General features: G+C 60.2%; 25 protein-coding genes. 9 read left to right on the top strand and 16 right to left on the bottom strand.

The features are described from left to right. Positions 1-196: transposase (locus tag ACXJKO_RS11675; protein ID WP_457091261.1), on the top strand; the 196-nt coding region annotated here is incomplete at its 5' end. 86 nt (positions 197-282) lie between these two features. Here the strand turns inward: ACXJKO_RS11675 and ACXJKO_RS11670 are convergent. After that, positions 283-2,943, bottom strand: coding sequence for a peroxidase family protein (locus ACXJKO_RS11670; RefSeq protein WP_457091260.1), 2,661 nt, complete (start codon positions 2,941-2,943; stop codon positions 283-285). Between the two features lie 1,257 nt (positions 2,944-4,200). On the opposite strand from ACXJKO_RS11670, the gene ACXJKO_RS11665 reads away from it, so the two are divergent. Together ACXJKO_RS11665 and ACXJKO_RS11660 are read left to right on the top strand one after the other, a co-directional pair. Then, entirely contained in the window at positions 4,201-4,476 is a 276-nt protein-coding gene (locus ACXJKO_RS11665) for an AbrB/MazE/SpoVT family DNA-binding domain-containing protein (RefSeq protein ID WP_457091259.1), read from the top strand. Beyond that, entirely contained in the window at positions 4,463-4,852 is a 390-nt protein-coding gene (locus ACXJKO_RS11660; protein ID WP_457091258.1) for a type II toxin-antitoxin system VapC family toxin, read from the top strand. Before ACXJKO_RS11665 ends, ACXJKO_RS11660 begins: the two co-directional genes overlap by 14 nt. Before the next feature lie 770 nt (positions 4,853-5,622). Here the strand turns inward: ACXJKO_RS11660 and araD1 are convergent. From araD1 to ACXJKO_RS11600, 12 genes are all read right to left on the bottom strand, one after another. Beyond that, a complete protein-coding gene (gene araD1, locus ACXJKO_RS11655; RefSeq protein ID WP_457091257.1) occupies positions 5,623-6,615 on the bottom strand; it encodes an AraD1 family protein in 993 nt (330 codons plus the stop codon). Between the two features lie 9 nt (positions 6,616-6,624). Next, on the bottom strand, positions 6,625-6,990 hold the full coding sequence (locus tag ACXJKO_RS11650; protein ID WP_457091256.1) for a RidA family protein: 366 nt from the start codon (positions 6,988-6,990) through the stop codon (positions 6,625-6,627). A gap of 32 nt (positions 6,991-7,022) precedes the next feature. Further along, entirely contained in the window at positions 7,023-8,291 is a 1,269-nt protein-coding gene (locus ACXJKO_RS11645; RefSeq protein WP_457091255.1) for an alanine racemase, read from the bottom strand. Between the two features lie 91 nt (positions 8,292-8,382). Continuing rightward, positions 8,383-9,114 (bottom strand): aspartate/glutamate racemase family protein, encoded by a 732-nt coding sequence (locus ACXJKO_RS11640; protein ID WP_457091254.1) that lies wholly within the window; start codon positions 9,112-9,114, stop codon positions 8,383-8,385. A 70-nt stretch (positions 9,115-9,184) separates the two neighbouring features. Then, positions 9,185-10,663 carry a dihydropyrimidinase gene (gene hydA, locus ACXJKO_RS11635; RefSeq protein ID WP_457091253.1) on the bottom strand — a complete coding sequence of 493 codons (1,479 nt, stop codon included), beginning with the start codon at positions 10,661-10,663 and terminating at the stop codon, positions 9,185-9,187. Between the two features lie 4 nt (positions 10,664-10,667). Beyond that, positions 10,668-11,672, bottom strand: coding sequence for a quinone oxidoreductase family protein (locus ACXJKO_RS11630; protein ID WP_457091252.1), 1,005 nt, complete (start codon positions 11,670-11,672; stop codon positions 10,668-10,670). Positions 11,673-11,783: 111 nt separating this feature from the next. Then, positions 11,784-12,698 (bottom strand): N-carbamoyl-D-amino-acid hydrolase, encoded by a 915-nt coding sequence (locus tag ACXJKO_RS11625; protein WP_457091251.1) that lies wholly within the window; start codon positions 12,696-12,698, stop codon positions 11,784-11,786. Between the two features lie 41 nt (positions 12,699-12,739). Continuing rightward, positions 12,740-13,465, bottom strand: coding sequence for an ABC transporter ATP-binding protein (locus ACXJKO_RS11620; RefSeq protein ID WP_457091250.1), 726 nt, complete (start codon positions 13,463-13,465; stop codon positions 12,740-12,742). Positions 13,466-13,468: 3 nt separating this feature from the next. Continuing rightward, on the bottom strand, positions 13,469-14,248 hold the full coding sequence (locus tag ACXJKO_RS11615) for an ABC transporter ATP-binding protein (protein WP_457091249.1): 780 nt from the start codon (positions 14,246-14,248) through the stop codon (positions 13,469-13,471). 4 nt (positions 14,249-14,252) lie between these two features. Continuing rightward, entirely contained in the window at positions 14,253-15,224 is a 972-nt protein-coding gene (locus ACXJKO_RS11610; protein ID WP_457091248.1) for a branched-chain amino acid ABC transporter permease, read from the bottom strand. A 64-nt stretch (positions 15,225-15,288) separates the two neighbouring features. Further along, positions 15,289-16,149, bottom strand: a complete 861-nt coding sequence (locus tag ACXJKO_RS11605; protein ID WP_457091247.1) for a branched-chain amino acid ABC transporter permease — start codon at positions 16,147-16,149, stop codon at positions 15,289-15,291. Positions 16,150-16,203: 54 nt separating this feature from the next. Further along, entirely contained in the window at positions 16,204-17,406 is a 1,203-nt protein-coding gene (locus tag ACXJKO_RS11600) for an ABC transporter substrate-binding protein (RefSeq protein ID WP_457091246.1), read from the bottom strand. A gap of 401 nt (positions 17,407-17,807) precedes the next feature. Here ACXJKO_RS11600 and ACXJKO_RS11595 point away from each other — a divergent pair, with 401 nt between their 5' ends. From ACXJKO_RS11595 to ACXJKO_RS11570, 6 genes are all read left to right on the top strand, one after another. Further along, a complete protein-coding gene (locus tag ACXJKO_RS11595; protein ID WP_457091245.1) occupies positions 17,808-18,731 on the top strand; it encodes an IclR family transcriptional regulator in 924 nt (307 codons plus the stop codon). 305 nt (positions 18,732-19,036) lie between these two features. Continuing rightward, a complete protein-coding gene (locus tag ACXJKO_RS11590; RefSeq protein WP_457091262.1) occupies positions 19,037-19,669 on the top strand; it encodes a hypothetical protein in 633 nt (210 codons plus the stop codon). Continuing rightward, a complete protein-coding gene (locus tag ACXJKO_RS11585) occupies positions 19,605-19,928 on the top strand; it encodes an HGGxSTG domain-containing protein (protein WP_457091244.1) in 324 nt (107 codons plus the stop codon). Before ACXJKO_RS11590 ends, ACXJKO_RS11585 begins: the two co-directional genes overlap by 65 nt. 822 nt (positions 19,929-20,750) lie before the next feature. Further along, positions 20,751-21,029 carry a hypothetical protein gene (locus ACXJKO_RS11580; protein ID WP_457091243.1) on the top strand — a complete coding sequence of 93 codons (279 nt, stop codon included), beginning with the start codon at positions 20,751-20,753 and terminating at the stop codon, positions 21,027-21,029. Positions 21,030-21,041: 12 nt separating this feature from the next. Further along, positions 21,042-21,416, top strand: coding sequence for an HNH endonuclease (locus ACXJKO_RS11575; RefSeq protein ID WP_457091242.1), 375 nt, complete (start codon positions 21,042-21,044; stop codon positions 21,414-21,416). Positions 21,417-21,509: 93 nt separating this feature from the next. Further along, positions 21,510-22,100, top strand: coding sequence for a hypothetical protein (locus ACXJKO_RS11570; RefSeq protein WP_457091241.1), 591 nt, complete (start codon positions 21,510-21,512; stop codon positions 22,098-22,100). A gap of 185 nt (positions 22,101-22,285) precedes the next feature. On the opposite strand, the gene ACXJKO_RS11565 is transcribed toward ACXJKO_RS11570, so the two are convergent. The 3 genes from ACXJKO_RS11565 to ACXJKO_RS11555 all read right to left on the bottom strand — a co-directional run bounded on the left by ACXJKO_RS11565 (position 22,286) and on the right by ACXJKO_RS11555 (position 24,200). Continuing rightward, positions 22,286-22,822 (bottom strand): type II toxin-antitoxin system VapC family toxin, encoded by a 537-nt coding sequence (locus ACXJKO_RS11565; RefSeq protein ID WP_457091240.1) that lies wholly within the window; start codon positions 22,820-22,822, stop codon positions 22,286-22,288. Between the two features lie 746 nt (positions 22,823-23,568). Further along, positions 23,569-23,982: a type II toxin-antitoxin system tRNA(fMet)-specific endonuclease VapC gene (gene vapC, locus ACXJKO_RS11560; RefSeq protein WP_457091239.1), complete on the bottom strand. Its 414-nt coding sequence runs from the start codon at positions 23,980-23,982 to the stop codon at positions 23,569-23,571. After that, on the bottom strand, positions 23,982-24,200 hold the full coding sequence (locus ACXJKO_RS11555; RefSeq protein WP_457091238.1) for an antitoxin: 219 nt from the start codon (positions 24,198-24,200) through the stop codon (positions 23,982-23,984). Before ACXJKO_RS11555 ends, vapC begins: the two co-directional genes overlap by 1 nt. Positions 24,201-24,409: the final 209 nt, after the last annotated feature.

Genomic DNA, 24,409 nt, shown 5'->3' with positions numbered 1-24,409 from the left:
GTTCCTGTTCCTGCCTGCTTACAGTCCGGATTTGAATCCGATTGAGCAGACCTTTGCCAAGATCAAAGCGCATCTGCGCAAAGCCGAAGCCCGCACCTTGGACGCGCTCTGGCGCACCCTCGGTGAGATCTGCAACCTGTTCGAGCCACAAGAATGTTGGAACTACCTCAAGGCTGCTGGATATGCGTCCGATTAAACATCCGATGCKCTAGAGGGCGCCGCCCCCCGGGAGCGTTTGAGGGATGCTCCCGGCAGGGCGACGCCGATCTCGGGCAGACAGCGTCAGAAGATGAAGTCGCTGTTGTCGAGATCGGATGCCGTGACACCCTTGAGGACGAGGATATCGGAGCCGTGGCCAATCATCACATCCTGACCCACTTGCATGAAGTTCAGGTCGGACAGGCTGTTCACCCCAGATAGGCCTCTCACATCGATCTTGTCGTGATCGTTGCGGAAGTCGGTTACCGTGTCATAACCACCGTTTTTCTCAAAGTGGAAGACATCCTGTCCCGATCCGCCTGTGAGCCTGTCATCCCCAGCCCCCCCCTTGAGGTGATCGTTGCCAGATCCGCCTTGGAGTTTGTCATGGCCGGATCCGCCATGCAGCTTGTCGCTGCCATCTTTGCCCTTAAGCACGTCGTGACCGGCCCCGCCCTTGAGCACGTTATCGCCGGAATTACCCGTCAGGCTGTTAGCTAGGCGATTGCCTGTGCCATTGATGTCCTCCGTTCCTGTGAGCTCGAGTTTTTCCACGTGAGTGCCCGAGAGGGAGTAGGATACCGTTGTCTTGACCGTGTCGGTGCCCTGACCTCGACTCTCATAGGCACGATCCTGCTGGTGGTCGACGATGTAGACGTCGTTGCCGCGCCCGCCCCACATGCGGTCGTGGCCCTCGCCGCCGTCTAGACGGTCGTGCCCATCGCCGCCGTAGAGCTTGTCATTGCCGCCATGGCCGTAGAGCCGGTCGTGGCCGCGCCCGCCGTCCATCTGGTCATGACCGTCGCCGCCCCAGAGCGACTCGCTGCGCGAGGTACCTTCGAGGAAGAGGTTTTCAGGCGCCACGGGAATGGTCGGCTGCACCGGATCCGGATCTGCGGGTGTGACAGGATCGGTTGGCTGCACCAGATCCGGATCGGCAGGAGCCTCGGGAGAAAGGCGGCTGCCGTTCGTCTGCCCGCTTATGGAGACCTGGAACACATGGGGGGATAGGCCCGTGATGCCCGTGTTGCGCATGATGATGTCGGCGAAAGTCTGTCCGCTGTCATGAAACAGGCTGTCGTCGAAGACCTCGAAGTAGTAGAGCCGATCCCCATCTTGCAGCCGGTCGAGCTGCTCAAGAAAGATGTAGCCGAAGGTGGATCCGAGTTGCCCTTTGGTGGCTTTCTCCGCCAAGCCCCCGACCCACAGGTCCATATGCTCAAAGCCCTCCGGGTAGGCCTGCTTGAGCTGAGTGATAAAGCCATCGGAGAGGTCGTTGCGCTTCTGGAAATCGCCCCAGCCCTCATAGGGCCGTAGACTCGCCAGTCCGGTCTTTTCGTAAAGCTGCTCACGGACGGAGTTGAAAGGTGCAACACCCGTGTCGCGACCGCGGAAGATGTTGAGGGCAGCAAGATCGAGAGGCCGCCCGACGAGTTGGTTACGCAGGGCGTTGACCACGTCGACATCGATCGCCTGATGCGCGACGCTGGTGGCACCTAGCAGCAACTCGTCGATGCCGAGTTCGGATACCTTGCCCGGATTGAGGAAGGCTTGCACCAGAGAGATGTCGTGCATCTCGCCGTCGGCATCCTTGTAGCTCACTGTCTCGTTGAGCATGGAATGGCCGAACCGATAAGCTACATGGGCGAATTCCGCCGAAATCGAGGCGTCGACCGTGGGATCGTACCCGTCGAAGCCGTGCTCCTTTTCGCCCGGGTCGATGCCGCCCGCCATGGCGTCGGCAAATTCGGTGAACACGACGCGCTGGTACTCGGCGACGTTCACGATACGCGCCGCCTGGAAATACTCCTCTTCCGTCCAGGTGCTGCCCGTACGCTCCTTGAGATGATCCACCCAGAAATTGTGATTGCGTGCCCAAATCGTGTGCATAGAGGTGAGCATCACGTTCTCGTTCGCCCGGCCATCACCGGCGACGTAGTAATGCCCCATAGCATCGAGGTCGTAGCCTTCCGCCGGATTGTTCCCCACAAAGGAAGGTATGAAATCGAGCAGCAGCGAGTGCCCTGTGCTGTCAAAGTTGGAGACGTCTGCGGAAGTTAGTTCCTGCCCACCTGTCATGATCCGGTAGTTCTCACGGACATGATCAAGGGTTGGGAGTAGTCGCCGGCCGGAGCCATCAGCGTTTCCTGCAAGCATGTAGGCTGTCTGCACGGGACCGTTCGGCCCTTGCTCCCATTTGCGCAGAAGGTCCGTGACTTGCTCGTGGGAACCGTAAACCTGGTTCTGGTCGACATAGGGCGACGTCATGTTCAGATGCTGTGCTGCAATCTCATCGCCGCTATTGGGGACGCCATCAGGATCGATCCCAGTTCCGGGTGCATAGTTGGCGCGTGACGCGGAAATCGGGAAGCTGTCTGATCCGATTTGAACGACTCCAGGCTGCCCTTTTGGGACAAAGTCGAGACCATGATCGAAATACTGCCCAAAGAAGGTCAGGAACGCGCTGCCGCCAAATGCGTTCGGCATGCTTTCCTCAATGCCGTCGCCGTTGTTGTCCTGGTTGGATATGATGTCTGAGATCTCACGCGGCGTGTTCACCGTCGTGCGGATGCCAGTGATGCCATCAGTGTAGTAGGGGTCAGTGAGTCGGACAAACTGCTGCCCTGCCGTAGCCCAATGAGGGTTCTCGACGTTGTTGCCCATGCCACTGGCATCCCGGATCTGCCCGCTCCGGATCAGGTCAAGAAGGTCTCTAAGGTCCTCGTTTCCAAGCTGCAATGCCATCCCACTTCCTCCGTCTAGGGTGAACAGGTTCCCTATTGTGAGAAGAGGTCGCCGTGATGACTAGACGGACTGAGGTCCGATAGGCACCACCTGACTAAGGTCGCAACTCCATTGGTCTACCACTCTAAATCCTATCAGCGAACGAGTTGCGGGGGTGGGACATGAACCTGCGCCAAGACAGGAAACTCGGGGGAATGGGCCTTCGGATGCTGGAGGCCATGAGCGGGATCAGGGCAAAGACCCGGCCCCGGTCATGAGGGAGCCTTCCGCAACATCTCGCCGGGCGGGCAGGGCGTTGTTGGGATGCAGGTGACCGGGAGCGGAGATGGATGCGTACCTATTGGCGTCCCCTCCGATGGAGACCCTTGTGGCGGACAGCGACCCAGCCTGTGAGGGTGGCGAGGCACGGCTCAAGCGGATGCCTCGCCGCGATTGGATTGGCTTGCGTCACCGCAGCGAGCGGTCATGACTGACGCTTTGCCTAGGCCAGTTTTCCACAACCGGTTGCAGCTTTCTGCAAATGGGGGAGTGCCGCACTACCCGAAGCCGGGAGTATTTCGCTGTCTCACTCAATTTCGAGGAGACACATCATGACTGACCCGATGGGACCGGCGGAAAAGCTGGCCGACGTTGGGTCTAAAGCCGCAACCGGTGAACACGAGGTGGGCGTGATGATGCGACGAGCGGAAAGCGTCTGGTCACGCTCGGGAACGCTGTTACCGTGGTCCGGAACGACAGCAACGAGATCAGCGCCCGTTCCAACTCGATCGGCATTGTATCAGCCTCGAAACGGGCCAAGACCTCAATGGCAAAGGGCGTTCTCGATGCCGGGTGGTCGATGCTGCGCAATGATCTCCGATACACATGCGATCACGCAGGGGCACCGTGTAGCGAGGTCGATGAAGCGGAGACAACGCAACCTAATTTGAGTGCGCAAGCATTAGCGGTTCGAGAGGGCTGAAAGGACTGACGCTCAGGCGATGGGTGTGCGGCGATGGCGGCGCGGACCACGACCACGCCCAGAATGCTGCGGTGACCATCACCCACCTTGGAGACGAGACGCCTGGCCTGAAGGGACACGGAAGCCCCGCCTTTTAAGGCGGGGAGGTTCACGCGTGCACGCCATGATGCGCTCGACATTTCTGCCTATTCGGAATTCGGTGTGGAGCAGCTCTTGATCTCAGGACGAAATGGCCTTGAAACGGCTCTGCAGACTGTTTATCTTACCATCGTCTTACCTTTCTTGGCAGGGTCCCTATGACACGATCAGAGCGCCTCACGACGGTCGTTTCCACCAAAGGCCAGGTGATTTTGCCCAAATCCATCAGGCAGCATCGGCACTGGGATCCCGGAACCCGGTTGGTCGTGGAGGAGACACCGGAGGGCGTTTTGCTGAAGGCAGCCCCCGTGTTTTCCCCAACCCAGCCGGACGATGTGTATGGGTGCCTGCCCCATCAGGGCCCGCCCAAGTCCCTTGAGGAGATGGAAGCCAGCATCGTTGCCGAGGCCAAGCGGCGTCATGCTCGCGATTGATACCAATCTGATCGTTCGCTACCTGACGGGCGATCACGCTGAGCAATCGCCGCAAGCACGAGGCCTGATTGATCGGGAAGATGTCTTCATTTGCACGACCGTTCTTCTGGAGACGGAATGGGTCCTGCGCAGCGCCTATGGCTATACTCCGGTTCAGATCGGAGCGGCGTTGAGCGCCTTTGCCGGACTGCCGCATGTCACTTTGGAAGACGCTTCCCTGGCCGCAAAAGCTCTCGATTGGATGGCCAAAGGGCTCGATTTTGCGGACGCTCTTCACTTGGCAAAAGCGGTGGGATGCACGGCCTTTGTCAGCTTTGACCAGCGGTTTGCTAAAGCCGCAAACCGCGTCAGCGAGGTGAAGGTCCGGGCTCCATAGCCCGATGAAATTGCCGCTCCCTCACAAGAGCAAGCTCGAGCGAATTCCACACAAAGACCCGAATCGCCACATGGCTTACGGCGGACGCTAGGGGCGCATCATACAAGGTGCACAGCACCTGGATAACGAGCGACGATCGCGTCGGATGTGAGAAGCAAAATACCTTCGACCATTGGTTGGGCCACAAGGATTCGATCAAACTGCCGTGCCGCCTAACCGTGGGCATAAGATCGGCAGTCAGCTCCCATTGGGCATCGCTCAGTTCATGCCGCCGCATCGCCGGTTTCCACCTTGGTGAGCCCCACCAAAGCAACAGCCATATCCTTATGCAGGTTCACAGGCCTTCAGACAGGACCTAGTAGTATCCCTGCTCTCGGCCTGATCTTTCTTGCGCTCGTCTGACGATGCACTTCGACCGACTCGCGAGTGAGCTCTGCACCGGAGTTGAGGGATACCGACGGCAGCGTCTCGCCTTGCTTCACGCGACAGCAGCTAACCGAACTCGGCATTCTTCTTTGAATTGCATAGTAAGGATTGCCGGACTGCGATTAAGCCATGATTGTCGACTTGGCCATAGCCATCACCGAGTACTCGTCCTCAAGGAACCAACGGCGTATTGACCCGCCACCTCATTGATGTTCGACGGATTGATATTCTTGTTCGCCTTGCTGCCGACCTATTGACCAGTTATCAGGTATTGATCGATGATCCTGGACTTTGAGCCTTAGATCGATCGTGCTGTGGTCCCGGCAAGCAGCCCGCTGCAACAATTACAATTGCTGGATTTCAATCTCTACCTCCTTGGCAATTGCTAAAGGATTGCGCAGCGGAAGGCCAAAACCGTCCGCTTCGATCTCGAAGACGTCACCCTCTTGCGTGCGAATGCCGTCACCGAACGAGAGTGTTGCCGTACCGAACATATGGACMTGAACATCACCCGGCGCTCGGAAAAGGCTGTACTTGAAGTGATGGTATTCGAGGTTGGCGAAGGAATGGGACATGTTCGCCTCGCCGGAGACGAACGGCTTCTCCCACAGTACTTTGCCGCCACGGATAATGCTCGAGAAGCCGCGGATATCGTCTGGGGCGGCGCCAATACGGATTTCCGGGCCGAAGCTCGCCTGCCGCAGCTTGGAATGCGCGAGATAGAGATAGTTGATGCGCTCTGTCACGTGGTCTGAGAATTCGTTCGCTACGGCGAAGCCGATGCGAAAGGGGGAGCCATCGGCGGCGATGACGTAGATGCCCGCTATTTCCGGCTCCTCGCCACCGTCGAGCGCGAAGGAGGGCGAGGTCAGCGCAGCGCCGGGTGCCACCGCCTGCCTACCATTGCCCTTATAGAACCATTCCGGCTGCACGCCCTTCTCACCGGCCTTGGGTTTCCCGCCTTCAAGGCCCATGCGGAACATCTTCATAGAGTCCGTCAGCGTCTCTTCGGCCGCTTCCGCCGTCTTATGCATCAAATCGCGCGTCGCCGCCGAGCCGAGATGGGTAAGCCCCGTACCAGTCAGGTGCAGGTGCGCGGCATCCGGATGGGTGATCGGCGACAGCAGGCGACCGCCCGCATAGGCTTCGTCGAGATCGACCTCTTCGCCTAAGCCCTTCGCTTCGATTAAATCCTTCAGTGACCGGTTGCTATTAGCTGCATCCAAAGCGAGCGTATAGACGCTTCCAGCATCCTTCACGGTCCGGCCCCTGCCACCGTCCTCGCGCACGACCACGGTGATCGAGTTGTCGGCGTGTCTAACCTGCGAAATCAGCATTTTTGTTTCCTATTGTTCTGCCTGAACAGCAACACAATCAATCTCGAACAACATGCCGTTGAGAGTGCAACCGATTGTCGTCCTGACCGGGAGCTTGTCTTCGTCGAAGAAGGTTGAGTAGACTGCATTGAAGTGGTCGAAATCGGCAAGGTTGGCGAGATAAGCGTTGACTTTAACCACATCCGACAGACTGCTTCCCACACCCTCCAGGACTGTCTCCATGTTGCGGAGTGCCTGGCGTACCTGTGCACTGAAGTCGGCCGGCATCGTCCCCGTTTCCGGATCGACCGGTCCCTGTCCCGACACGAAGACGAAGCCGTTGGCGGTGACGGCGTGAGAATAAGGGCCTGCGCGCTTGGGCGCATTCTCCAGCACGATATTCTGCTTTGGCATCGTATTCCCCCATCTTAAAAGAAAGTCTTCACTGCCTCGACTACATCGAAACGCTCGTCGATCACGCAGAGCACGTCCCATTTGTCAAAAGTCGTGCATGGATGCGAGATTCCCAATTCCACGAGGTCACCAGCGCGCAAGGGGCTTTCGACGGGACATTTGAGATAGGCATGCTGGTCGTTCAGCATGATGATCTCGTAGCCTTCCGGCAGGGGCTGCACCGTCAACCCGCCCACACCGGATGCGTAACGGAGCGGCCGAGGCAGATGCGCGTCATAGGACAGGTCTCGCCGGCCGGCATTGAGGAATGCCAGTCCAGGTTCCGGCCGGGATTGCACCGTCGCCCACACAGTCAGGGCTTGCCGTGGCTTCGCATCCAGCGCCGCGAGCTCAGGCGACCGCTCAAGCGCGCGTGCGATCTCGCGCTCGTACATGCCGGCGTCGTGCGAGATATAGCAGCCGCTGCGCAGCACAACGCGCGACGGCTTGTCGAAGACCGGGCGGCTCAGCGCCTTGGCGACTAAATCGAAATAGGCCGAGCCGCCGGCCGTCAGCAAAATCTCCCGTCCGCGGAACAGGCCAGCCGCCGCGAAGGCGCTGGCCGTCTCCGTCATGAAAGCGAGAAAGTCACCGATGCGGCGCTCAATTTCAGCCCTATCCGCCCCGCGGATGCTTCCCTCGAAGCCCTCGATGCCGACGAGGGTAGCCGAATGTTGCATTCTCGCCAAACGATCGGCAATAGCCCGTGCATCGGCTTCGGTCCGGCAGCCGGTACGCGCGAAGGGCGATCCGAGTTCAATCAGCACCTGGAACGGCCTGTGGGCGGGATGGCCGGCCGCGACCTGCTCGAGAAGAGCGACCCCATCTAGGGAGTCTACGAGAAAGTAGAAGTCGAAGTCCGGGTCCTCAATCTGCGATCGGGCGATGTATGAGAGAAAACCTGGCTCAAGGATCTGATTGGCCAGGAAAATCCGAGACACGCCATAGTGGCGCGCCACCTGGACATGGTGCTGCGTGGAGAGCGTGATGCCCCAACATCCGTTATCGAGCTGCTTACGGAAGAGTTGCGGCGCCATCGTGGTCTTGCCGTGTGGGCAGAGCGATACGCCGTACTGGGCCGTTACCGCCGCAATCCAGCGGCTGTTTTCAGCGATTGCGCCATAGTCGAGCACCGCAAGCGGTGTCGGCAGATCACGTCGCAAAAGATTCCAGCCCTGCCGACCTATGTCGGCAAGCGGCATGTCCGCGAGGTTTCCCGGCATTCCCTTAGTGCGCCTGTCCACGGATACGTCCGGGAGCGGGTAGAATAGCGGCGATCTCGTCTCGGTGCTTACGTTCGACACAGTAACATTCCTCTGCATAGGGTCTTGCTCATCAGGGCTGAAAGCGGGCCATCTCCCCAGTATAGTTCTTGGGGTTGGGATAGGCGTAGCCGCGGGCCCGGCTGGTGGAGAGACCCATGCCAATCAACCCTTCGAGAATCTTCACGCCAGCGGCAACGCCGTCGACGACCGGTACGCCAAGTTCACGGGAGATGAAGTCGACGAGGTCAGCCATGCCGGCGCAACCCAATACGATGCAGTCCGAATGATCCTCGGCGATCGCCCGGCGGCATTCCTCTAGAATGACATTGCGCGCGTCCGATCCCTCGACTTCCAGATCGAGCACAGCCAGTTCCGTTGTGCGAACCGTGCGGCATTTGTGCTCCATCCCATAGGCGCGCGCCAGATGTTCGAGGATGATGCGGCTGCGGTGGCCAGTCGCAACGACAGAAAAGCCTTCCGAGATGAAGGACGCCATATGCATGGCGGCCTCCGCGATGCCGACGACTGGTCCATTAGCGATTTCGCGGGCGGCATGCAGGCCCGGATCGTCGAAGCAGGCAATGAGGTAACCCTGAAATCCCTCCGCCGCTCCCCTGCGCACCTCGTCTAGCACGCCGAGCGCGCTCACCGCCTCATCATAGTGCCCCTCAATGGAAGCTGGCCCCATCGAGGGGCTGGCGGCTACGACCTCTGTCCCCGCAAACGCGGCGATCGAAGCCGCCTCGCCAATCTTTGAGGTCATGGTAAGCGTCGTGTTCGGATTGATGACCTTGATCCTCATCGCATTCTCCCGCTTGAACATTTCAGCAGTTCCGTAAGAAAAGCCGCTTTACGCTTTTCCCGGAGTTGCATTAGTGGTTGGCCGCTTGCAGTTCACCTGAAAGGACCTTGCCAGTCACAGGATCGAATGGCGTCACATGCTTGCCGCGCGGCCTGATGGCATCGTAGGGGCCACGGGCAAGGAAACGCCCGTGCCCTGGCTTGCCGACGACCACACCGTCCTCGCAGACAACCTCGCCACGCGACAACGTCATGACCGGCCAACCCGTCACCTCGATGCCTTCATAGGTTGTGTAGTCGACCCCATGGTGCAGCATATCGTTGCGAATGGTCACCTTCCGCTCCGGATCCCAGATCGCGATGTCCGCGTCCGCGCCGATGGCAATTGTCCCCTTCTTCGGATGTAGGCCGAAAAGTTTTGCCGGGTTTGTCGCGGTCAGCGCCACAAAGGTGTTGAGGTCAATGCGGCCCTTGCTCACCCCCTCGGAGAAGAGGATTGGCAGCCGTGTCGCGAGGCCCGGCACGCCGTTCGGAATGGCGCTGAAAGGGGCGTCCTCGCCGCCGACCTTCTTTCCATGGGGATCGTCGAAGCGGTTGGGCGCGTGGTCGGAGGAAACGACCCCTATCGTGCCGGTGCGGATATAATCCCACAGCGCCTCTTGGTCGGCCGTCGTACGTGGCGCGGGGCTGCACAGGAACTTCGCGCCCTCGAAGTTCGGCCTGTCGAGATCCGCAGCAGTCAGCATTAGATATTGTGGGCATGTCTCACCGAAGACTTTCAGGCCGCGGTTCTGCGCCTGGCGGATCTCCTCCGCGGCCTCCGCACCAGAGACGTGGAAGATCTGGATCGGCACGTCCAGCAATTCGGAAAGCATGATGATGCGATGACACGCCTCTCGCTCGACCGGCATTGRCTTCGCCCAGGCGTGGTGCTTCGGGCTGGTGAGCCCCGCCTTTTCAAGCGCACGAGTCAGGTACATGATCGCCGCATGGTTTTCGGCATGAACCGTGACGAGAGCGCCGGAGCGTCGGGCGAGCGCCAGCACGCGGAGTGTCTGCTCGTCGTCGAGCACCACGTTGGTATAGGTCATGAAGATCTTGAGCGAACGGTGTCCTTCCTCAATGAGTGGGACCAGTTCCTCTAAAACGGCATCGGTCGGATCAGTGACAACGAGGTGGAAGGAATAGTCGATTAGTGAGCGGGACGCCTTGCGGTGATAGTCGCGCAAAGCGTCGGTGACACCGCTCCCCTTAGTCTGTTGGGAGAAGGAGATGACTGTCGTGGTGCCGCCGGCTGCCGCCGAAGAGGTAGCGGAAACGAAGGTGTCGGCATTTCTGACCTCGCCGACCTGCGGCTCCTCGATATGGCAATGGGAATCGACGCCGCCGGGAAGCACGAGGCGTCCCTCCGCCGAAATCTCGCGTAAGGCAGGGCCGAGATTTTCACCCATCGCGACGATCCTTCCGTCGGTGATTGCAACGTCTGCCCGGAAGCAGTCGCTCGCATTAGCAACGGTTCCTCCACGGATGACGAGATCGAACTCTTTCATTGTTTTAGCTCCGGCTATTAGTTGCAGTTGGATTGACAGCGAGCAGGAGCTTTCCCGACACTGTGCGGGATTCAAGGCATTCGTACATCTGCTCTGCCTGTTCGAACGGGAAGATGCGCTCGACTGGGACGCGGAGCCTCCCGTCGGCAACGGCATCAAGGGTTAGGCGCAGCCCATCACGCCAAGCTTGCGATCTGAAATCGAGATGGCCCAGATGGAAACGTGTAAAGGTCGCGGACTTCTCGACCAACCGTGCCCAGAGATTCTCGAGCGGCCGCCCCTCCGCCTCGCCATAGCTTATAATGTGGCCGAGCGGGCCAAGGATTGCGAAGCTACGATCTAGGATTGTCGCGCCCGTAGAATCGTAGACCTTGTCGACCCTGCGGGCACCCACAAACTCTCCGATCTCCGCCACAAAATCTGCCTGCGCGCGATTAACGACGAGGCTTGCGCCATAATCGAGCGCACGGTGTTCCTTGCCTGGAGTGCCGACGGTTCCCAGAACGATGGCACCGGCCTGGGCAGCGAGTTGGGTGAGGTAGAGCCCGACGCCGCCGCCGATGGCGTGGATCAGGACAACCTCGCCCGGCCGGACCGTGGAGACGGTGTGCAGGAGATGCCAAGCGGTCTGGGCCTGGATGAGGAACGCAGCGGCAGTCTCAAAGCTTACGGAATCAGGAAGCCGGATGGCACCGTCCGCCGGTACGCTGCACAGCTCCGCGAAGCCGCCGCCGGCTTCGGGATAGCCGGCTATCCGGTCGCCAACGGCGAAGCCTTCCACGCCTTCGCCAATCGCCGTCACGGTGCCCGCAATTTCAGAGCCCGGAACGAGCGGGTAGTGCTTGGGATGCGGATAGGTGCCGCGCCACATCATCGTGTCTGCAAAATTGCAGCCGCAGTATGCGACAGCGACGACGAGTTGCCCTGGTTCCGCCGCTGGCGAGGCCACCTCGGCGACGCGAAGTAGACCCGGGGACTCGCCTGGCCGATCCAGCAGGATCGCGCGCATGTTCTTCTCCCTTTCCTGTAACCACCACCAACGCGGGCAGGCAAGCCATTCCCGTTCCGCCCCACGAGGGGCGGTCGTCAGCAACCACCTTTCCGTGTTAGCCCGCGTCGGTCAGACGGCCGCGATCAGCCCGTAGTTCTTCGGCTCGCGGTGCATCTCGAAATTAAAGATATGCTCGCGGATCTCCCGACACCGGGCGAAATCGGCAGCGGCCGTAATGACCTCGTCGTCCAGCGTGTTGGTGAGCGCGGCGAGTTCCCCGGTGGGTGCGACGATGCAGGAGTGACCGAGCAGCATGCAGCCCTCCTCCACGCCAACCTTGCCCGCCGCAGCCGTCCACGCGCCGTTCTGATAGGCGCCARCTTGCATCGACAGGAGATGGTGGAACGAACTGAGCTGGTCGTGCTGCGGTACCGGTGGATTGTGCAGCGGCGTGTTGTAACCGCCGCAAATCAGTTCTGCGCCCTTAAGGCCCATCACGCGCCAGGTCTCCGGCCAGCGCCGGTCGTTGCATATAAACATGCCCATCTTGAAGCCGTCGACATCATAGACCGGGAAACCCATATCGCCCGTCTCGAAGTAACGCTTTTCGAGATGCTGGAACGGGCGGTAATCCTCATAATCCTTGTGGCCAGGCAGATGGACCTTGCGATACTTGCCGACAATTCGGCCCGTCTTGTCGACGGCGATCGAGGTGTTGAAGCGCCGCTTCTTTCCGTCTTCCATCACCAGCTCGGCGAAGCCCAGATTGAAGCCGATGCCGTGCTTGGAAGCAGCCTCGAACAGCGGGCGCGTTACCGGGCTCGGCATTTCCGTCTCGTAGAACGCATCCAGCTCGACCTCGTCCGTGAAATACCAGCGAGGGAAGAACGTCGTCAGCGCCAGTTCCGGAAAGACGATAAAGTCCGAATTGCGGGCCGCAGCCTGCTCGAGCATATCGACAAGGCGCGCCACAACCTTTTCACGGCTGTCGCTACGGGCGATGGGTCCGAGCTGCCCTACCGCGAGAATGATCTTTCCTGGCATCTTCCTGTCCTTTTCTACATGGTTTTCCGATCCCGGCGGCTTCAGCCGCCGAGATAGAGTTGCTTGACCTTGTCGTCGTTCAGAAGGTCCAGTGATGGCCCTTCGAGTCCGATGCGCCCCGTCTCGAGCACATAGGCGTATCGGCTGATGCGAAGCGCCATGCGCGAATTCTGCTCCACCAGCACAACGCTGGTGCCTTCCTCGTGGTTGATCTCGGTGACTAGGCGGGCAATGTCGCGCACAACGAGAGGCGCGAGTCCGAGCGAAGGCTCGTCGAGGAGAAGAAGGCGCGGCTTCGACATCAGGGCGCGGCCGATCACCAGCATCTCCTGCTCGCCACCCGACAACGTGCCAGCCGGTTGCTTCAGGCGCTCGCGCAGGCGGGGAAAGCGTTCCAGAATACGGTCAAGGTCTCGCTTCACCGCCCCGTCGCGGCGCGTATAGGCTCCCATCAGGAGATTGTCCTTCACTGTCATCAACGGGAAAACCCGGCGACCTTCCGGCACCATGGAGATGCCCATCGCGACGCGGCGCGCTGCCGGCAGCCGGTCGATGCGCTGCCCGTCGAACCAGATTTCCCCTTCGACCAGGTTCACGAGTCCGGTGATCGCCCGCAGGCTAGTGCTCTTGCCCGCGCCATTGGCCCCGATAAGGGACACTACGTCGCCCGCATCGAACCCGATTCTGATGTCGCTGATCGCCTTGACCCGGTCGTAACGGACGGTCATGTGGCGCGCCTCGAAGTACTTCATGCTGCTGCCCGTCATGCCCTAATAGCTCCCGATCGTCTCGTCGTCTTGGCCGAGATAGGCTTCGATGACGGCCGGATTGGCGCGGACTTCCTCAGGAAGTCCTTCCGCGATCTTTGAGCCGAAGCTCACCACAACGATGCGGTCACTGATGCGCATGACTGCGCGCATGTCGTGCTCGACAAGGAGAATTGTGATGCCGCGCTTGCGAATGCCTTCGACCATCTCTACGGCCCGGTCGGTCTCCTCAGAGTTCATGCCGGCGAACGGTTCGTCGAGCAGAAGCACGCGAGGATTGGCGGCAAGCGCGATGGCAATGCCGAGTGCGCGAAGATGCCCGTGTGGCAGGTTGCGGGCCAGTTCGCCCTTGACATGTCCGAGACCAAGATAATCGAGGATTTCGGCTGCGCTCTCAGCTGAGGCCTTTGCATCGGCGCGCGCCGCAGCGGTCGAGAAATATGCCCCGAGCGGTGTCGCCTTCAGGCCGAGCTGATGAGAAACAACCACGTTCTGAAGGGCTGTCATCTCCTTGAAGACGGTTGTTTCCTGAAAGGTGCGGACGATTCCAGTCTGCGCTACCTGATGGGGCTGTCTGCCGCTGACCACCGTGCCGTCGAGCAGGACCCGGCCGGAGGTGGGCTTAACGAAGGAGCCGATCAGTTTGAACAGCGTCGACTTGCCCGCGCCGTTCGGCCCGATGACCGACAGGATCTCACCCTTCGACACGCTGAAGGAGATGTCGTTGACCGCCGTCAGCCCACCGAAACGCTTCGTCAGGTTCTCAATAGTCAGGAAGCTCATGGGGTCACCTTGATCCGCGGCGCAGCAAAGAGCCAATGCTGAGCAGGCCGTTCGGCAGGAAGAGCATGACGATGATCATCATCAGGCCATAGAGCAGCGCTTGGTACTCTTGGATCGAACGGAGCAGCTCGAACGCCATGACGAGGCCGAAGGCGCCCACAATCGGGCCAAGGACGAATTCCAGCCCGCCGAGAAAACAGTAGAGCATGAAGTTGATTGAGTCGGAGACGGTATAGGTCGCCGGATAGATGTTCTGCTGCAGGGCCGCGAAACACGCTCCTGCAATCCCACCCATCGCCGAGCACAGCACGAAGGCGAGCACGCGGTAGCGGGCAATGTTGATGCCGATGGACATGGTCAACTCCTCGTTTTCGCGCATGGAGCGGAAGATCCATCCAATGCGGCTGTTGGCGAGGCGCCAAACCGCAACGTAGCCGACAAGCAGGAGGGTCGCGGCGAAGAGATAGAACGACAGCGGCGTAGAAAGACCGGCCGGACGCGGAATGTTGAGAACGCCGCCGCCGCTCGCGCCTAGCGTGTTGAGGAATAACAGGCGGACTGCTTCTGTCAGGCTGAGCGTGACCATGGCGAAATAGATGCCGCGGAGGCGCAGAAGTGGCCAGCCGATCAAGAAGCCGACGAAGGCCGCAGCCAGGGCTGAAATCGGCAGGCACAGCCAGAAGGAGATGCCGTAGGTCGTCGATAGGATGGCCGTCGCATATCCGCCCAGCAGCGCAAAGGCGCCTTGACCGATGTTCACGCGGCCGATGGCGAAGGTTATCCACACGCCGAGACTCGCAAAGGACAGCAGCGACGCATTCGTCATCACGTTCAGCCAATAGGAGTGGCCGGAGGTGAAGAACGGGACGCCTGCGTATAGGAAGGCCGCAAGGACGGCGATTGTCAGCAGGCCGCGACTGTTATCGAGGACGCGCATGGAAGCTGGGAGCGGCGTCGCGGAGAGAGTTTTCGCCATGGAATCCGTCCTTGCCGGTGTTCGATCGGTTACGGTCGCTGAGACGTGTTGTGGAGAGACTGAGTCAACCCCACGGCTTGCCCATGATCCCCTGCGGACGCACCAGGAGGAAGATGATGAGGGCCGCGAAAATGATGAGATAGGTCACGGATCCGGGGAACAGCGCGTAGCCGATCGCCTCCGCGAAGCCGAGGACGACTGCGCCGAGCAATGCGCCGCCGATCACACCCGCGCCTCCGATCATGATCATGATAAAGGCCTTGGTGGAGATCGCGGTGCCGATGCCCGCATTGACACCGGATACAGAGATAAGCAGCCCGCCGGCCACCGCGGCCAATGCAGCGCCGAGGCCGAAGCCGAACATGCTGATCCGCCCCACCTCTACACCCATCAGCGTGGTCGCGGCCCGGTCCTGTGCAAGGGCTCGCATCGCCCGGCCTGTCCGAGTGTAGTACACGAATGAGAGTACCGCCGCGATGAGCAGGAGCGAGATGATGAAGACCATGAGGCGGTTTGCCGGCAAAAACGCATTGCCGAGGCGATAGACGCCCTGAACCATTGGGGGAATGCCACGCTGCTTTTCCCCGAAGAGGAAGAGCGCACTGTTCTCCAGGAGGAACGCAGTGCCCACGGCAAGCAGCATGGAGTTTTCTTCGCGTCCCGCGGAGTGTAACACCCGCTGGAAGAGCCCTCTCTCCATGGCCATCCCGACCGCGCCGACGCCGACAGCCGCAGCCGCCAGTCCGACGCCGTAGGGCATGTTGTAGACTGTGCAGACCCAGTACACGACTAAACCGCCGATCATGAACATTTGGCCATGGGCGAAGTTCAGCACGTTCATGATGCTGAAGATGAGAGTCAGACCGAGCGCAATCAACGCGTAGTTGGCCGATAGAATCGCACCATTGATGATGACTTGTTCCATGTCGTTCTTCCGTCGATTGCGCTTGGTCGGCTTGGACGTTCGGTAGGCTGCCGCTTACTTCACCGCACCGATCGAGATCGTGACGAACTGACCACCCTTGGTCTCTGTCAGCACGAGCGGCACGCCGATCTGCCGCTTTTGACCGTAGTCGGTCTCGCCGGTGTAGGTGAGCTTGCTGTCTTCCTTCAGGAACGGGTTCCGCATCGAGAAGTTAGGAATGGCGTTCTTGAAGAGGCTTGTATCCTTGATCGCCGCCGGACCTGCGGCTTGGAGGGTGGCCAGAATGACTTCAAGTGCGTAGACCTTGGTGCCGGCCTCGTCGTTCCACTCGCCCGCGACCTTCGTGTACTGCTTGATGAACTCGTCCATGTAGGCGCTGCGGATTTCCGGTGTGGATGCGCCGCCGATGGAGATCAGGCCATCTCCGTAGTCGCCGGCTATTTCCTTGATCACCTTGATGTCTTGGCCGGAATCGCTCGCGAAGAGGCCAGTATAGCCGAGCTCGCGCGCCGCGCGCATGAGGAGCGGCGTGTTGGAGGGGGCCGAGGCGGGAAGGAAGATCAGGTCCGGTGACTTATTCACGACGTTGGACATAACCGGGAAGAAGTCGGTGACGTTCGGCTCGTAAGTGGCATCGGCAACGACGATGTCGAGATCAAGCTTCTTGGCCGCTGCGACGCCGTCGTCGCGGTTGCTGAGCCCGTCGCTGTCGTTACGGGCGACGAAGGCGACTTTCTTGATGCCACGGTCTTTTTTCAGCAGCTGCAGGATCGCCGGCGCGACCTGATAGCTTGCCACCATGCCCATGACGGCGTTCTGTGCCGGCTTAGTGAACAGCGTGCGGCTCGAGGCATACGGGAAGTAGATCGCATTGTGTTTTTCTGCGATGGGCCGCACGCTTGTTGCCGTGACATCGGTGTTGGGCCCAATCACGTAGCGGATGCCCTCTTGGCCCATCAGCCGCTCGGCGCCGGATACGGTCAGCTTCGGATCATTGCGGTCGTCGACCGACACGATCTGAATCTTGTACCTCTCGCCGCCAATCTCAACGCCGCCTTTGGCATTCCACATCGCGGCGGTGGCCTCTGCGGAGTACTTGTTGACAAGCCCCCACGATGCCTCGGCGCCGCTCATGACACCGAGCTGTCCGATTTTCAGGGTTTTTTCCTGGGCCTGGGCGCTGGCCGTCAAGCCGAGCGTGGAAGCCAGGGCGGTCACTCCGACGAACGTCATTAGACTGCGACGAGATGTAGTCATGTTGCGAAATCCCTCTGTCACGTTTTTGACCGGCTGCTGTCTCAGCCCGTTCTGGTTCGTTCTCCATATAGAACGAAGTGTTCCATACAGTACATAATTGGTATGGGTGGACGTTGAGCCTGTCAATGATGTTTTTCGTGTTGAGGTACGGGGATGATTGAGACCACGCGGGAGAGGCGACAAGAGCAGGGAAACCCTTTCGTGGTTGGAGCTTTTGACTTGAGGACATGCATCGTGGCTGCTTCTGGCAGAGCACGCATTGTCTGCGAACGAGATCTGCCAAAACGGCGTTGATCTGAGGACGATGTCCTGCTATTAGGACGACGACTGCCGCAGGGAAGGATGTCGAGACTTCGAAGCGCAATCCAGCTTGCTGAGCTGGTCAGGACAACAGGTTAGGTATGGCCACAAAGAAACAGAAAACGTCGAAGACATTGGCGGAGCAAGAGCTGGCAGCGCCAAGGAGTCGCTATAGTTCTGCGCTTCTTCAGGATGGAAATCGTTGGCAGTTGATGGCCAACGAGGGTGCACCTGTTCAAGCTCCATCCCTCGGCCTCGTGCCCGCAGTCGAGAATGCGATCGCAATCATCAACTATGTCAACAGCAATCCCCCTCACTCATTTGCACTTGCAGACCTGACCAAGGCTCTGACGATCTCCAAGAGCCATTGTCACTCAGTTCTGAGGACGTTGGCACACGTGGGTTGGCTGAAGTATGATGCGCGCTCCAGATGCTATGAGCTTAATGGCGGACTGGTTGCCAGCTCATCATCGTTCTTGGGCTCTCCAGCTCTAGATCGGATCCGCCATGTGCTGCTTGAGTTGGTCAACCGGATCGGAATCCCGGCAGTTCTCGTCCAGCCACAACCTGACGACTCGTTTATCGTCGTTGACAAGTTCAATGGCGCAGCGTCCATGGAGTTCGCCTTCCCAATCGGTCATCATTACCCGCGGGACGCGACGGCTAACATGCGGGCATATTTGGCGTGGCAATCGCAAGATGTGATCGACGAGTGGATGAGAAAATGGCAGCCGGTGCGCTACACAAGCACGACTTTGGTGACTGAAGAGGCCGTGCGTGCCGAAATTGCAGCGACGCGCAAGCGCGGCTATGCGCGGAGTGTTGGGGAGCATACTGAAGGCCTGATGGCGATTGGAATGCCGATCTTTGGACGGCACGGCGAGGTGATCTATGTTTTCACCTGCTCTGGTCTGATATCAGGTCTGGCCCCGCGCGAAGACTACATTGCGAGTGAAGTTGTACGCGCAGCAATTGAGATCAATCGATCGATTATGGGGCGCGTACCAGCAGATTTTCCGGCCTGAAAGGAAGCACCAGTAGGCTCGTAACGAATAACAATATTGAGCCCCGCCCGGAACATGAGGAACCCTCCAGGGACGTGGGCGGAGGCGGACGTTCGGTGCGCTATTCTTTGGACTGAACCGGAGGCCTGCTGCTGTGTGGGCCCTCAACTAGATTGGCTTGCGCCACCGCAGCGGGCGGTCATGCCTTAGGCGTTGCCTAGGCCAGTTTTCCACAACCGGTTGCAGTTTTCTTCAAATGGGGGAGTGCCGCACTACCCGAAGCCGGGAGTATTTCGCTGTCTCACTTACTTTTGAGGAGACACATCATGACTAACCAGATCGGGCCGGCAGAAAAGCTGGCCAACGTTGGCTTTAAAGCCGCAACCGGGACCGATGACGCCGATCTCCAGCAGGAGTTGATCTCGCAGATAATCATGGCGCTGCCCCTCGCCGCTGATGGCAGTGAAGCCAACCGACAGGTGGCGGCCGCCGTTGCGGCGCTGGCGGCCCTGAAGCCGCAGGATGGCCTCGAAGGGATGGCCGCCGCTCAGATCGTCCTGGTGCACCATGCCGCCGTCGATTGCATGCGCAAAGCCATGGCGCAGAAAACGCCCGAAGCGCAAGACCTCTGCTTCCGGCAAGCGACGCGGCTGATGGCCATGTTTCAGCGGCAGCTGGAAGGGCTCGACCGCCACCGCGGCAAAGGGGCGGCCATGGTCAACGTGGAGATGGTCAATGTTGGGGCGGGCGGGCAAGCCGTSGTCGGGGCAGTGGACGCCCGCGCGCCSCACCGGCTGTCCCGCAGAGGCTCTGGGCCGTCCGTCGCTCAAGTCATTGATCATCAGCCGGTGGCGAGGCTTGCGGAGAATTCTCCGGCAGCCCTGCCGTTCGAGGATGAGCGCCTCAAACGGCCCCCTGTGGAGGAGACCTCCGATGACCGAGGGTCGGACTGGATCTGAGCATCCACGCAACACCGGTCCGATGCGCCTGAGCCCCCGCTGTGGGGCGAGGACGCGCTCGGGCCCCGCGTGTCAGGCTCCGGCCGTTCAGGGCAAGCGGCGGTGCCGCATGCACGGGGGGTCTGTGGGATCGGGAGCCCCGCACGGCAACCAGAATGCGCTCAAGGCGGGCACGCACACGCGCGACATGATGGAGCAGCGTCGCGCTGTGAGGGCCTTGTTGCAGCGCGCACGGCAGATGCTGAGTGAGCTGGATTAGAGGATTGCGCCCCAATCCCCCTTTCATGAGCGAGAGGAAGGAGGGGCGCTCGTGGCGTCAGACGATCAGTGTGCGGCGATTGCGGCGGGGGACATTGCTCGTCTCGGAGACAAGACGCCTTGCCCGAAAGGCCAAGGAAACCTCGCCTTTTGAGGCGGGGAGGTATCACGCGCGCCTGTGGGCGTGTCTGTACGCTTCTCAGCCGAAATGCGGTTGGAGGTCCTCCGGGGGTGGGGGATCGGACCATGGGTGCTGAGGTTGTTCCCGCGACCGATGGGATGGCGGAGGCGCGTTGGGGCCGCTCCGTCATCAATGAGAAACTGAAGCGCAGCGGCTTCTGCACGGCTCAGGAACGCCATTGTCAAACTGCGGCCGGAGATGGCCCCGTCTTGGGTCTCAGCGGGCCATCGAACGGACCAGGGACGTCCCAGACTGACACGACGTTCTCGTTCGGCCAATGGAAGGGGCGATCTCGCGCGACTACTGCCCCGGGCTTGTAGTATCACTTTCTGAGCGGCAAGCATATTTCCGTAAATTATTGAAAACTCAGGCGAATCACGATAGTATAGATCCAGTTGATGGTGGAGGTTTGCTATGATTATACATTGGATTTTTCCAATCAATGCATGATTCCGCTTAGGTTCTTCGGCTCGCCCTTGTCTGTTCGACCGATCTGACAGCGCCATCACGAGGCGCTGCCGTGTCTGGCCCTCGCTCGGTGAAGCCAGCCAAAGCCCCATGCGATAGCCCGAGCCATCGCCTCGTTCGACCGACTGTCATCCCTCACAGAACGGGACGCAGGCCCGTTTCAGGAGATTTGCCATGACCGGAGCCCCATGCCGGTGTCGGCTTTGCCGTCTGCACCCGCCAACGCTGGCTCATCCCAACAGCAGACCCGCAACCGTGGCCTCACTCGGCCTGCAGGTGCGCCTCGTTCCGGCCGATGTCGCCGGGGAGCACCAACTCACCGATCTGTTGGCGGCCTGGGACGCTCTGCATGCTGAACAGGAGGGCTTGTTCCGGCACATCCTGGCGGTGCTCAGGGCCGAGAGCGGGCACGGTCAACCTGAGCGCGACCCCACTCATTCGCCTGATGTCTGACGGAGGTCTCACATGCCCTTTGTTGCGACCGAAGACGTGAGCACCACCGCTCGCCGCAAACTCACGCCCCATCGGCGGCTCGCTGTGTGGGAAAGAACGGGCGGTCAGTGCGTGGTCTGTGGAGGCCTCATCGATGGCGTGCGCGAGCGGTGGATTGCCGAGCACATACGGGCCCTCGAACTTGGGGGTGCCGATGATCTCGCCAACATGGGACCGGCGCACGAGACCTGTGCTTGGGAGAAGACCCGGGATGATCACCACCGGACGGCCCGGGCCAAACGGCAGAAGATCCGACACATCGGCGCAGAGGCCTCGAAGCGGCCCCTGCCGTTTGGACGCGCCAGCCCTTGGAAGCGAACCCTCTCCGGACGCGTCATTCCCCGGTAAGCCGACATTCGGCGTGACGGATGAAGCCCCTTCCGCACTACCCAAGGGCAAGGGTAAATCACGGTCAGTGAGGGATACGGAGAGGAGGCGACCATGGAGACGGCGATGTCATCGGTGTGGGCCGAGATCGAGACGCAGTATGCTGACGGGGTTCCCGTCGCGGCACTGGCGAGGCAGTTCAACCTGTCACGTGCCAGGATCACGCGCCGCGCAAAAAAGTTGGGCTGGGCCCGTAGGGCTACGTGCGGCGGACCTGAAGGGTCATATCAGTCGCTGCGGGACAGGTTGGCGGCGTCCTCGCAGGAACTGGAGGCGGCCATGTCGCCCGCCGATCAGCGCGCGGCACTCCTGCGCCGACACAAGGCAGCCTGGGCGGCGCTTTACCCACTGCGGGAGGAGGTCTTTCGCGTTCTCATAGACCCTGAAATGGGCACAACGGAGCAGCGTCTGTCGCACAGTGCGCGGTTGCAGGCTCTGTTCGAGAAGGACGCGCGTGCTCTGAAGACAGCTCAGGAGGGCGAGCGGCGAGCCTATGGGATCTGTTACAAGCAGCAGCAAGAGGCAGGCCCAGCGGATGAGGCTGAGGTCCAGCGCAAACGGGAGCTGGCACGGTCGGTCATCGATATGGTGCAAAGCATGAAGGACCAGGTGGCCCGTTGCACGTGCACCAAGGAGGCGTCGTAGCAACCGGTCGCCCAGCCTTGGTCTGGCGCTGACAAGAAAGCCGGAAAGCCACAAGTGATGCGTTTGGCTGTCGCGTAGCCCCTTCCACCTCATCGTCTCCGGTGGCGAAGGTCCTGACGCAACAGCCCCTCCGGATCGCGATCACATCTCCCCGTCCTCACGTTGAACGACACATCAAATTTGGTTTAGACCGAGCGTGTGGCTCCGAGCGTCGAAGGGTGCCGGACTTCAATCTGACTCAGCCGCCTGGCCGCTTTTGCAAACTGCCGGTCAAAGCTGGCAAAGACCGCGCAGCCCTCAGCCGTCACGAGGTGGAGAGCATCCGCGAAATCCATGCCCTGAGCCATCCCGTCCAAAGCTCTCGCGGTAAGAGCTGGATCCTCCAGCTTGACCTGCGGGAGCCCCGCAAAGGCCCAAAGGGCTTCTCCAATCTGAGCCGGAGCATAGCCATTGGCGCCGCGCAGGACCCATTCGGTTTCAAGGAGGGCGGTTGTGCCGACACAGACGGTGTGACGGTCGATGAACACTGGGGCCTGGGCGGATTGCTTCGGATGGTTGCCGTCAGGCACCGGCAGCACGTCGAGGGTGGCTTCTGCGACGCGCAGGACGGCCTCACCGACGATGGGATTGTCTGCTGGCTGTCCGGTCCGAGTTGATTGGCAGGAGCGCCACGAGAGCCGTGGCCATGCAGGCCTGTGAGGCGAGTGGATGTCGCGGCTCATCCCTCTTCCTCACCTGTCGGTCAGATCTAATGGAACTGCGCTTGATCGCCGATGGGATCGCGGAAGCGAACGCCAGGACCACCTCCGTTCTGGGGGATGAACCGGAGGCCGGTTCGCTCGAAAGCCTTTACGTGAGCGCGGTTCGTTGGTCCTGTTGCATGTCGCCACCCGCGTTGGGTTCGTTCTGCCAAGTGCGGGCAAGCCTGGGTGAGACGCAGGCCTCGACGGGCGAAGCATCATCGTCAAAGGCCAGAACAAGAAAACCGTCCCTGAGCACAGTAGGTCCAGGTTGTTATGATCGTATCGCGGATCAGCCGTCAGGCTCGGGAGCGCTGCAGGGGAACCGCAGCGCTCAAGCACGGGCGGTCAACACATGAGGCGATTGAGCCGATCAGGGCCGTGAACGCCAACCTAAGGCGCTCGCGGAAGATGCTTGGCGGGATTGGTTGAGCCGGCAGAGGGCAAGCCTCTGCCCGGGTTATCGCCTCTCTTACGACATGGCACTTGACGCCGCGCTGATCAAAGCGGTGTCAGCTCCGGCATCCCGCGGTGCTGAACCTTTCAGCTTTCCGGCCAATAGCCGGCCCACTCAATGAGACCAATGCTGAAGGCTGCAATGATTGCGACGGCTTCGACCGTCAGCTCCATGCGGGAGAGGTGCCGTCTGGACAACGGCTGAAGCCAAACGGTGTGGCGAACACGTCCATGAAACCGATAGTGATGGAACGAGGATCGTTAAGGCTGCGCTATCCCCTGGCCCAGTTTTCGATCTTAAGGCCATCCACCCTCTGGAACTCGCTCTCGTTGTTTGTCACAAGGACTAACCCGAGGCTCTTGGCATGGGCAGCAATCCAGAGGTCGTTGTTGCCGATGAGCTCACCTCGGACAGCAAGATCGCTTCGGATCGTTCCATACGCCTTCGCCACATCACCGGCTATTGGCAAGACCGGGATCAGCGCGATGAGTTCCTGCAAGACCGCCATCGCCTTGTCGGGATTGGGGCTCTTGTGCACTCCGTAGATCAGTTCGCCGTAGGTTACGATGGAGATGGCTGTTGAGCCGGGCGCGAGCGCTTTAAAGCGCTCCAGGACGCCTTGGGGCCGCTCCCGGCGAATGTAGATGCAGATGTTCGTGTCCAGGAGATAGCTGGGTTCGACCATCAAAGACCTTCACGCTCCTGCGGCGGGGCATCCTCGCGATCGAAATCGGGGAGGTCACAGAGGAGCTCGAACGCACGGGTGAGATCCGTGGCCTTCTCACGCAGGACGATCTCGTCCCCACGGCGGAAGATTTCAACCTCGTCGCTGTTGAAGCGAAACTGCTTCGGGAGCCTGACAGCTTGGCTGTTGCCGGACAGGAAAACCTTGGCCGTCGTCATCGGAGCCTCCGTAGATACAATAAAGTATATACAGTGTCTCGAGATCTTTTCAAGCTGTGGTCTCAACCGGCCCAAACAGTCACATCCATGACACCAGGAACCAAACGAAGTGGTGATCATCAATGCTTTGGAAGGAAGCGCCAGAAGCTCAGGCACATTGGCGCGGAGGCTGCCAAAAGATCGCTACCGTTTGGGGAAAAACAGCCCTT

The sequence above is a fragment of the Microvirga sp. P5_D2 genome, from assembly GCF_054049475.1.
This window is presented reverse-complemented; position numbering and strand designations above follow the sequence as displayed.

Bases quoted from the DNA above. Each gene is read 5' to 3' on its own strand.
- ACXJKO_RS11595 (WP_457091245.1), top strand. From the start codon at position 17,808: ATGGCCACAAAGAAACAGAAAACGTCGAAGACATTGGCGGAGCAAGAG.
- ACXJKO_RS11630 (WP_457091252.1), bottom strand. From the start codon at position 11,672: ATGCGCGCGATCCTGCTGGATCGGCCAGGCGAGTCCCCGGGTCTACTT.
- ACXJKO_RS11605 (WP_457091247.1), bottom strand. From the start codon at position 16,149: ATGGAACAAGTCATCATCAATGGTGCGATTCTATCGGCCAACTACGCG.
- ACXJKO_RS11565 (WP_457091240.1), bottom strand. From the start codon at position 22,822: ATGAGCCGCGACATCCACTCGCCTCACAGGCCTGCATGGCCACGGCTC.
- ACXJKO_RS11660 (WP_457091258.1), top strand. From the start codon at position 4,463: ATGCTCGCGATTGATACCAATCTGATCGTTCGCTACCTGACGGGCGAT.
- ACXJKO_RS11665 (WP_457091259.1), top strand. From the start codon at position 4,201: ATGACACGATCAGAGCGCCTCACGACGGTCGTTTCCACCAAAGGCCAG.
- ACXJKO_RS11600 (WP_457091246.1), bottom strand. From the start codon at position 17,406: ATGACTACATCTCGTCGCAGTCTAATGACGTTCGTCGGAGTGACCGCC.
- ACXJKO_RS11570 (WP_457091241.1), top strand. From the start codon at position 21,510: ATGGAGACGGCGATGTCATCGGTGTGGGCCGAGATCGAGACGCAGTAT.
- ACXJKO_RS11580 (WP_457091243.1), top strand. From the start codon at position 20,751: ATGACCGGAGCCCCATGCCGGTGTCGGCTTTGCCGTCTGCACCCGCCA.
- ACXJKO_RS11555 (WP_457091238.1), bottom strand. From the start codon at position 24,200: ATGACGACGGCCAAGGTTTTCCTGTCCGGCAACAGCCAAGCTGTCAGG.
- ACXJKO_RS11585 (WP_457091244.1), top strand. From the start codon at position 19,605: ATGAGCGCCTCAAACGGCCCCCTGTGGAGGAGACCTCCGATGACCGAG.
- ACXJKO_RS11615 (WP_457091249.1), bottom strand. From the start codon at position 14,248: ATGAGCTTCCTGACTATTGAGAACCTGACGAAGCGTTTCGGTGGGCTG.
- vapC (WP_457091239.1), bottom strand. From the start codon at position 23,982: ATGGTCGAACCCAGCTATCTCCTGGACACGAACATCTGCATCTACATT.
- ACXJKO_RS11610 (WP_457091248.1), bottom strand. From the start codon at position 15,224: ATGGCGAAAACTCTCTCCGCGACGCCGCTCCCAGCTTCCATGCGCGTC.
- ACXJKO_RS11620 (WP_457091250.1), bottom strand. From the start codon at position 13,465: ATGACGGGCAGCAGCATGAAGTACTTCGAGGCGCGCCACATGACCGTC.
- ACXJKO_RS11640 (WP_457091254.1), bottom strand. From the start codon at position 9,114: ATGAGGATCAAGGTCATCAATCCGAACACGACGCTTACCATGACCTCA.
- ACXJKO_RS11670 (WP_457091260.1), bottom strand. From the start codon at position 2,943: ATGGCATTGCAGCTTGGAAACGAGGACCTTAGAGACCTTCTTGACCTG.
- ACXJKO_RS11575 (WP_457091242.1), top strand. From the start codon at position 21,042: ATGCCCTTTGTTGCGACCGAAGACGTGAGCACCACCGCTCGCCGCAAA.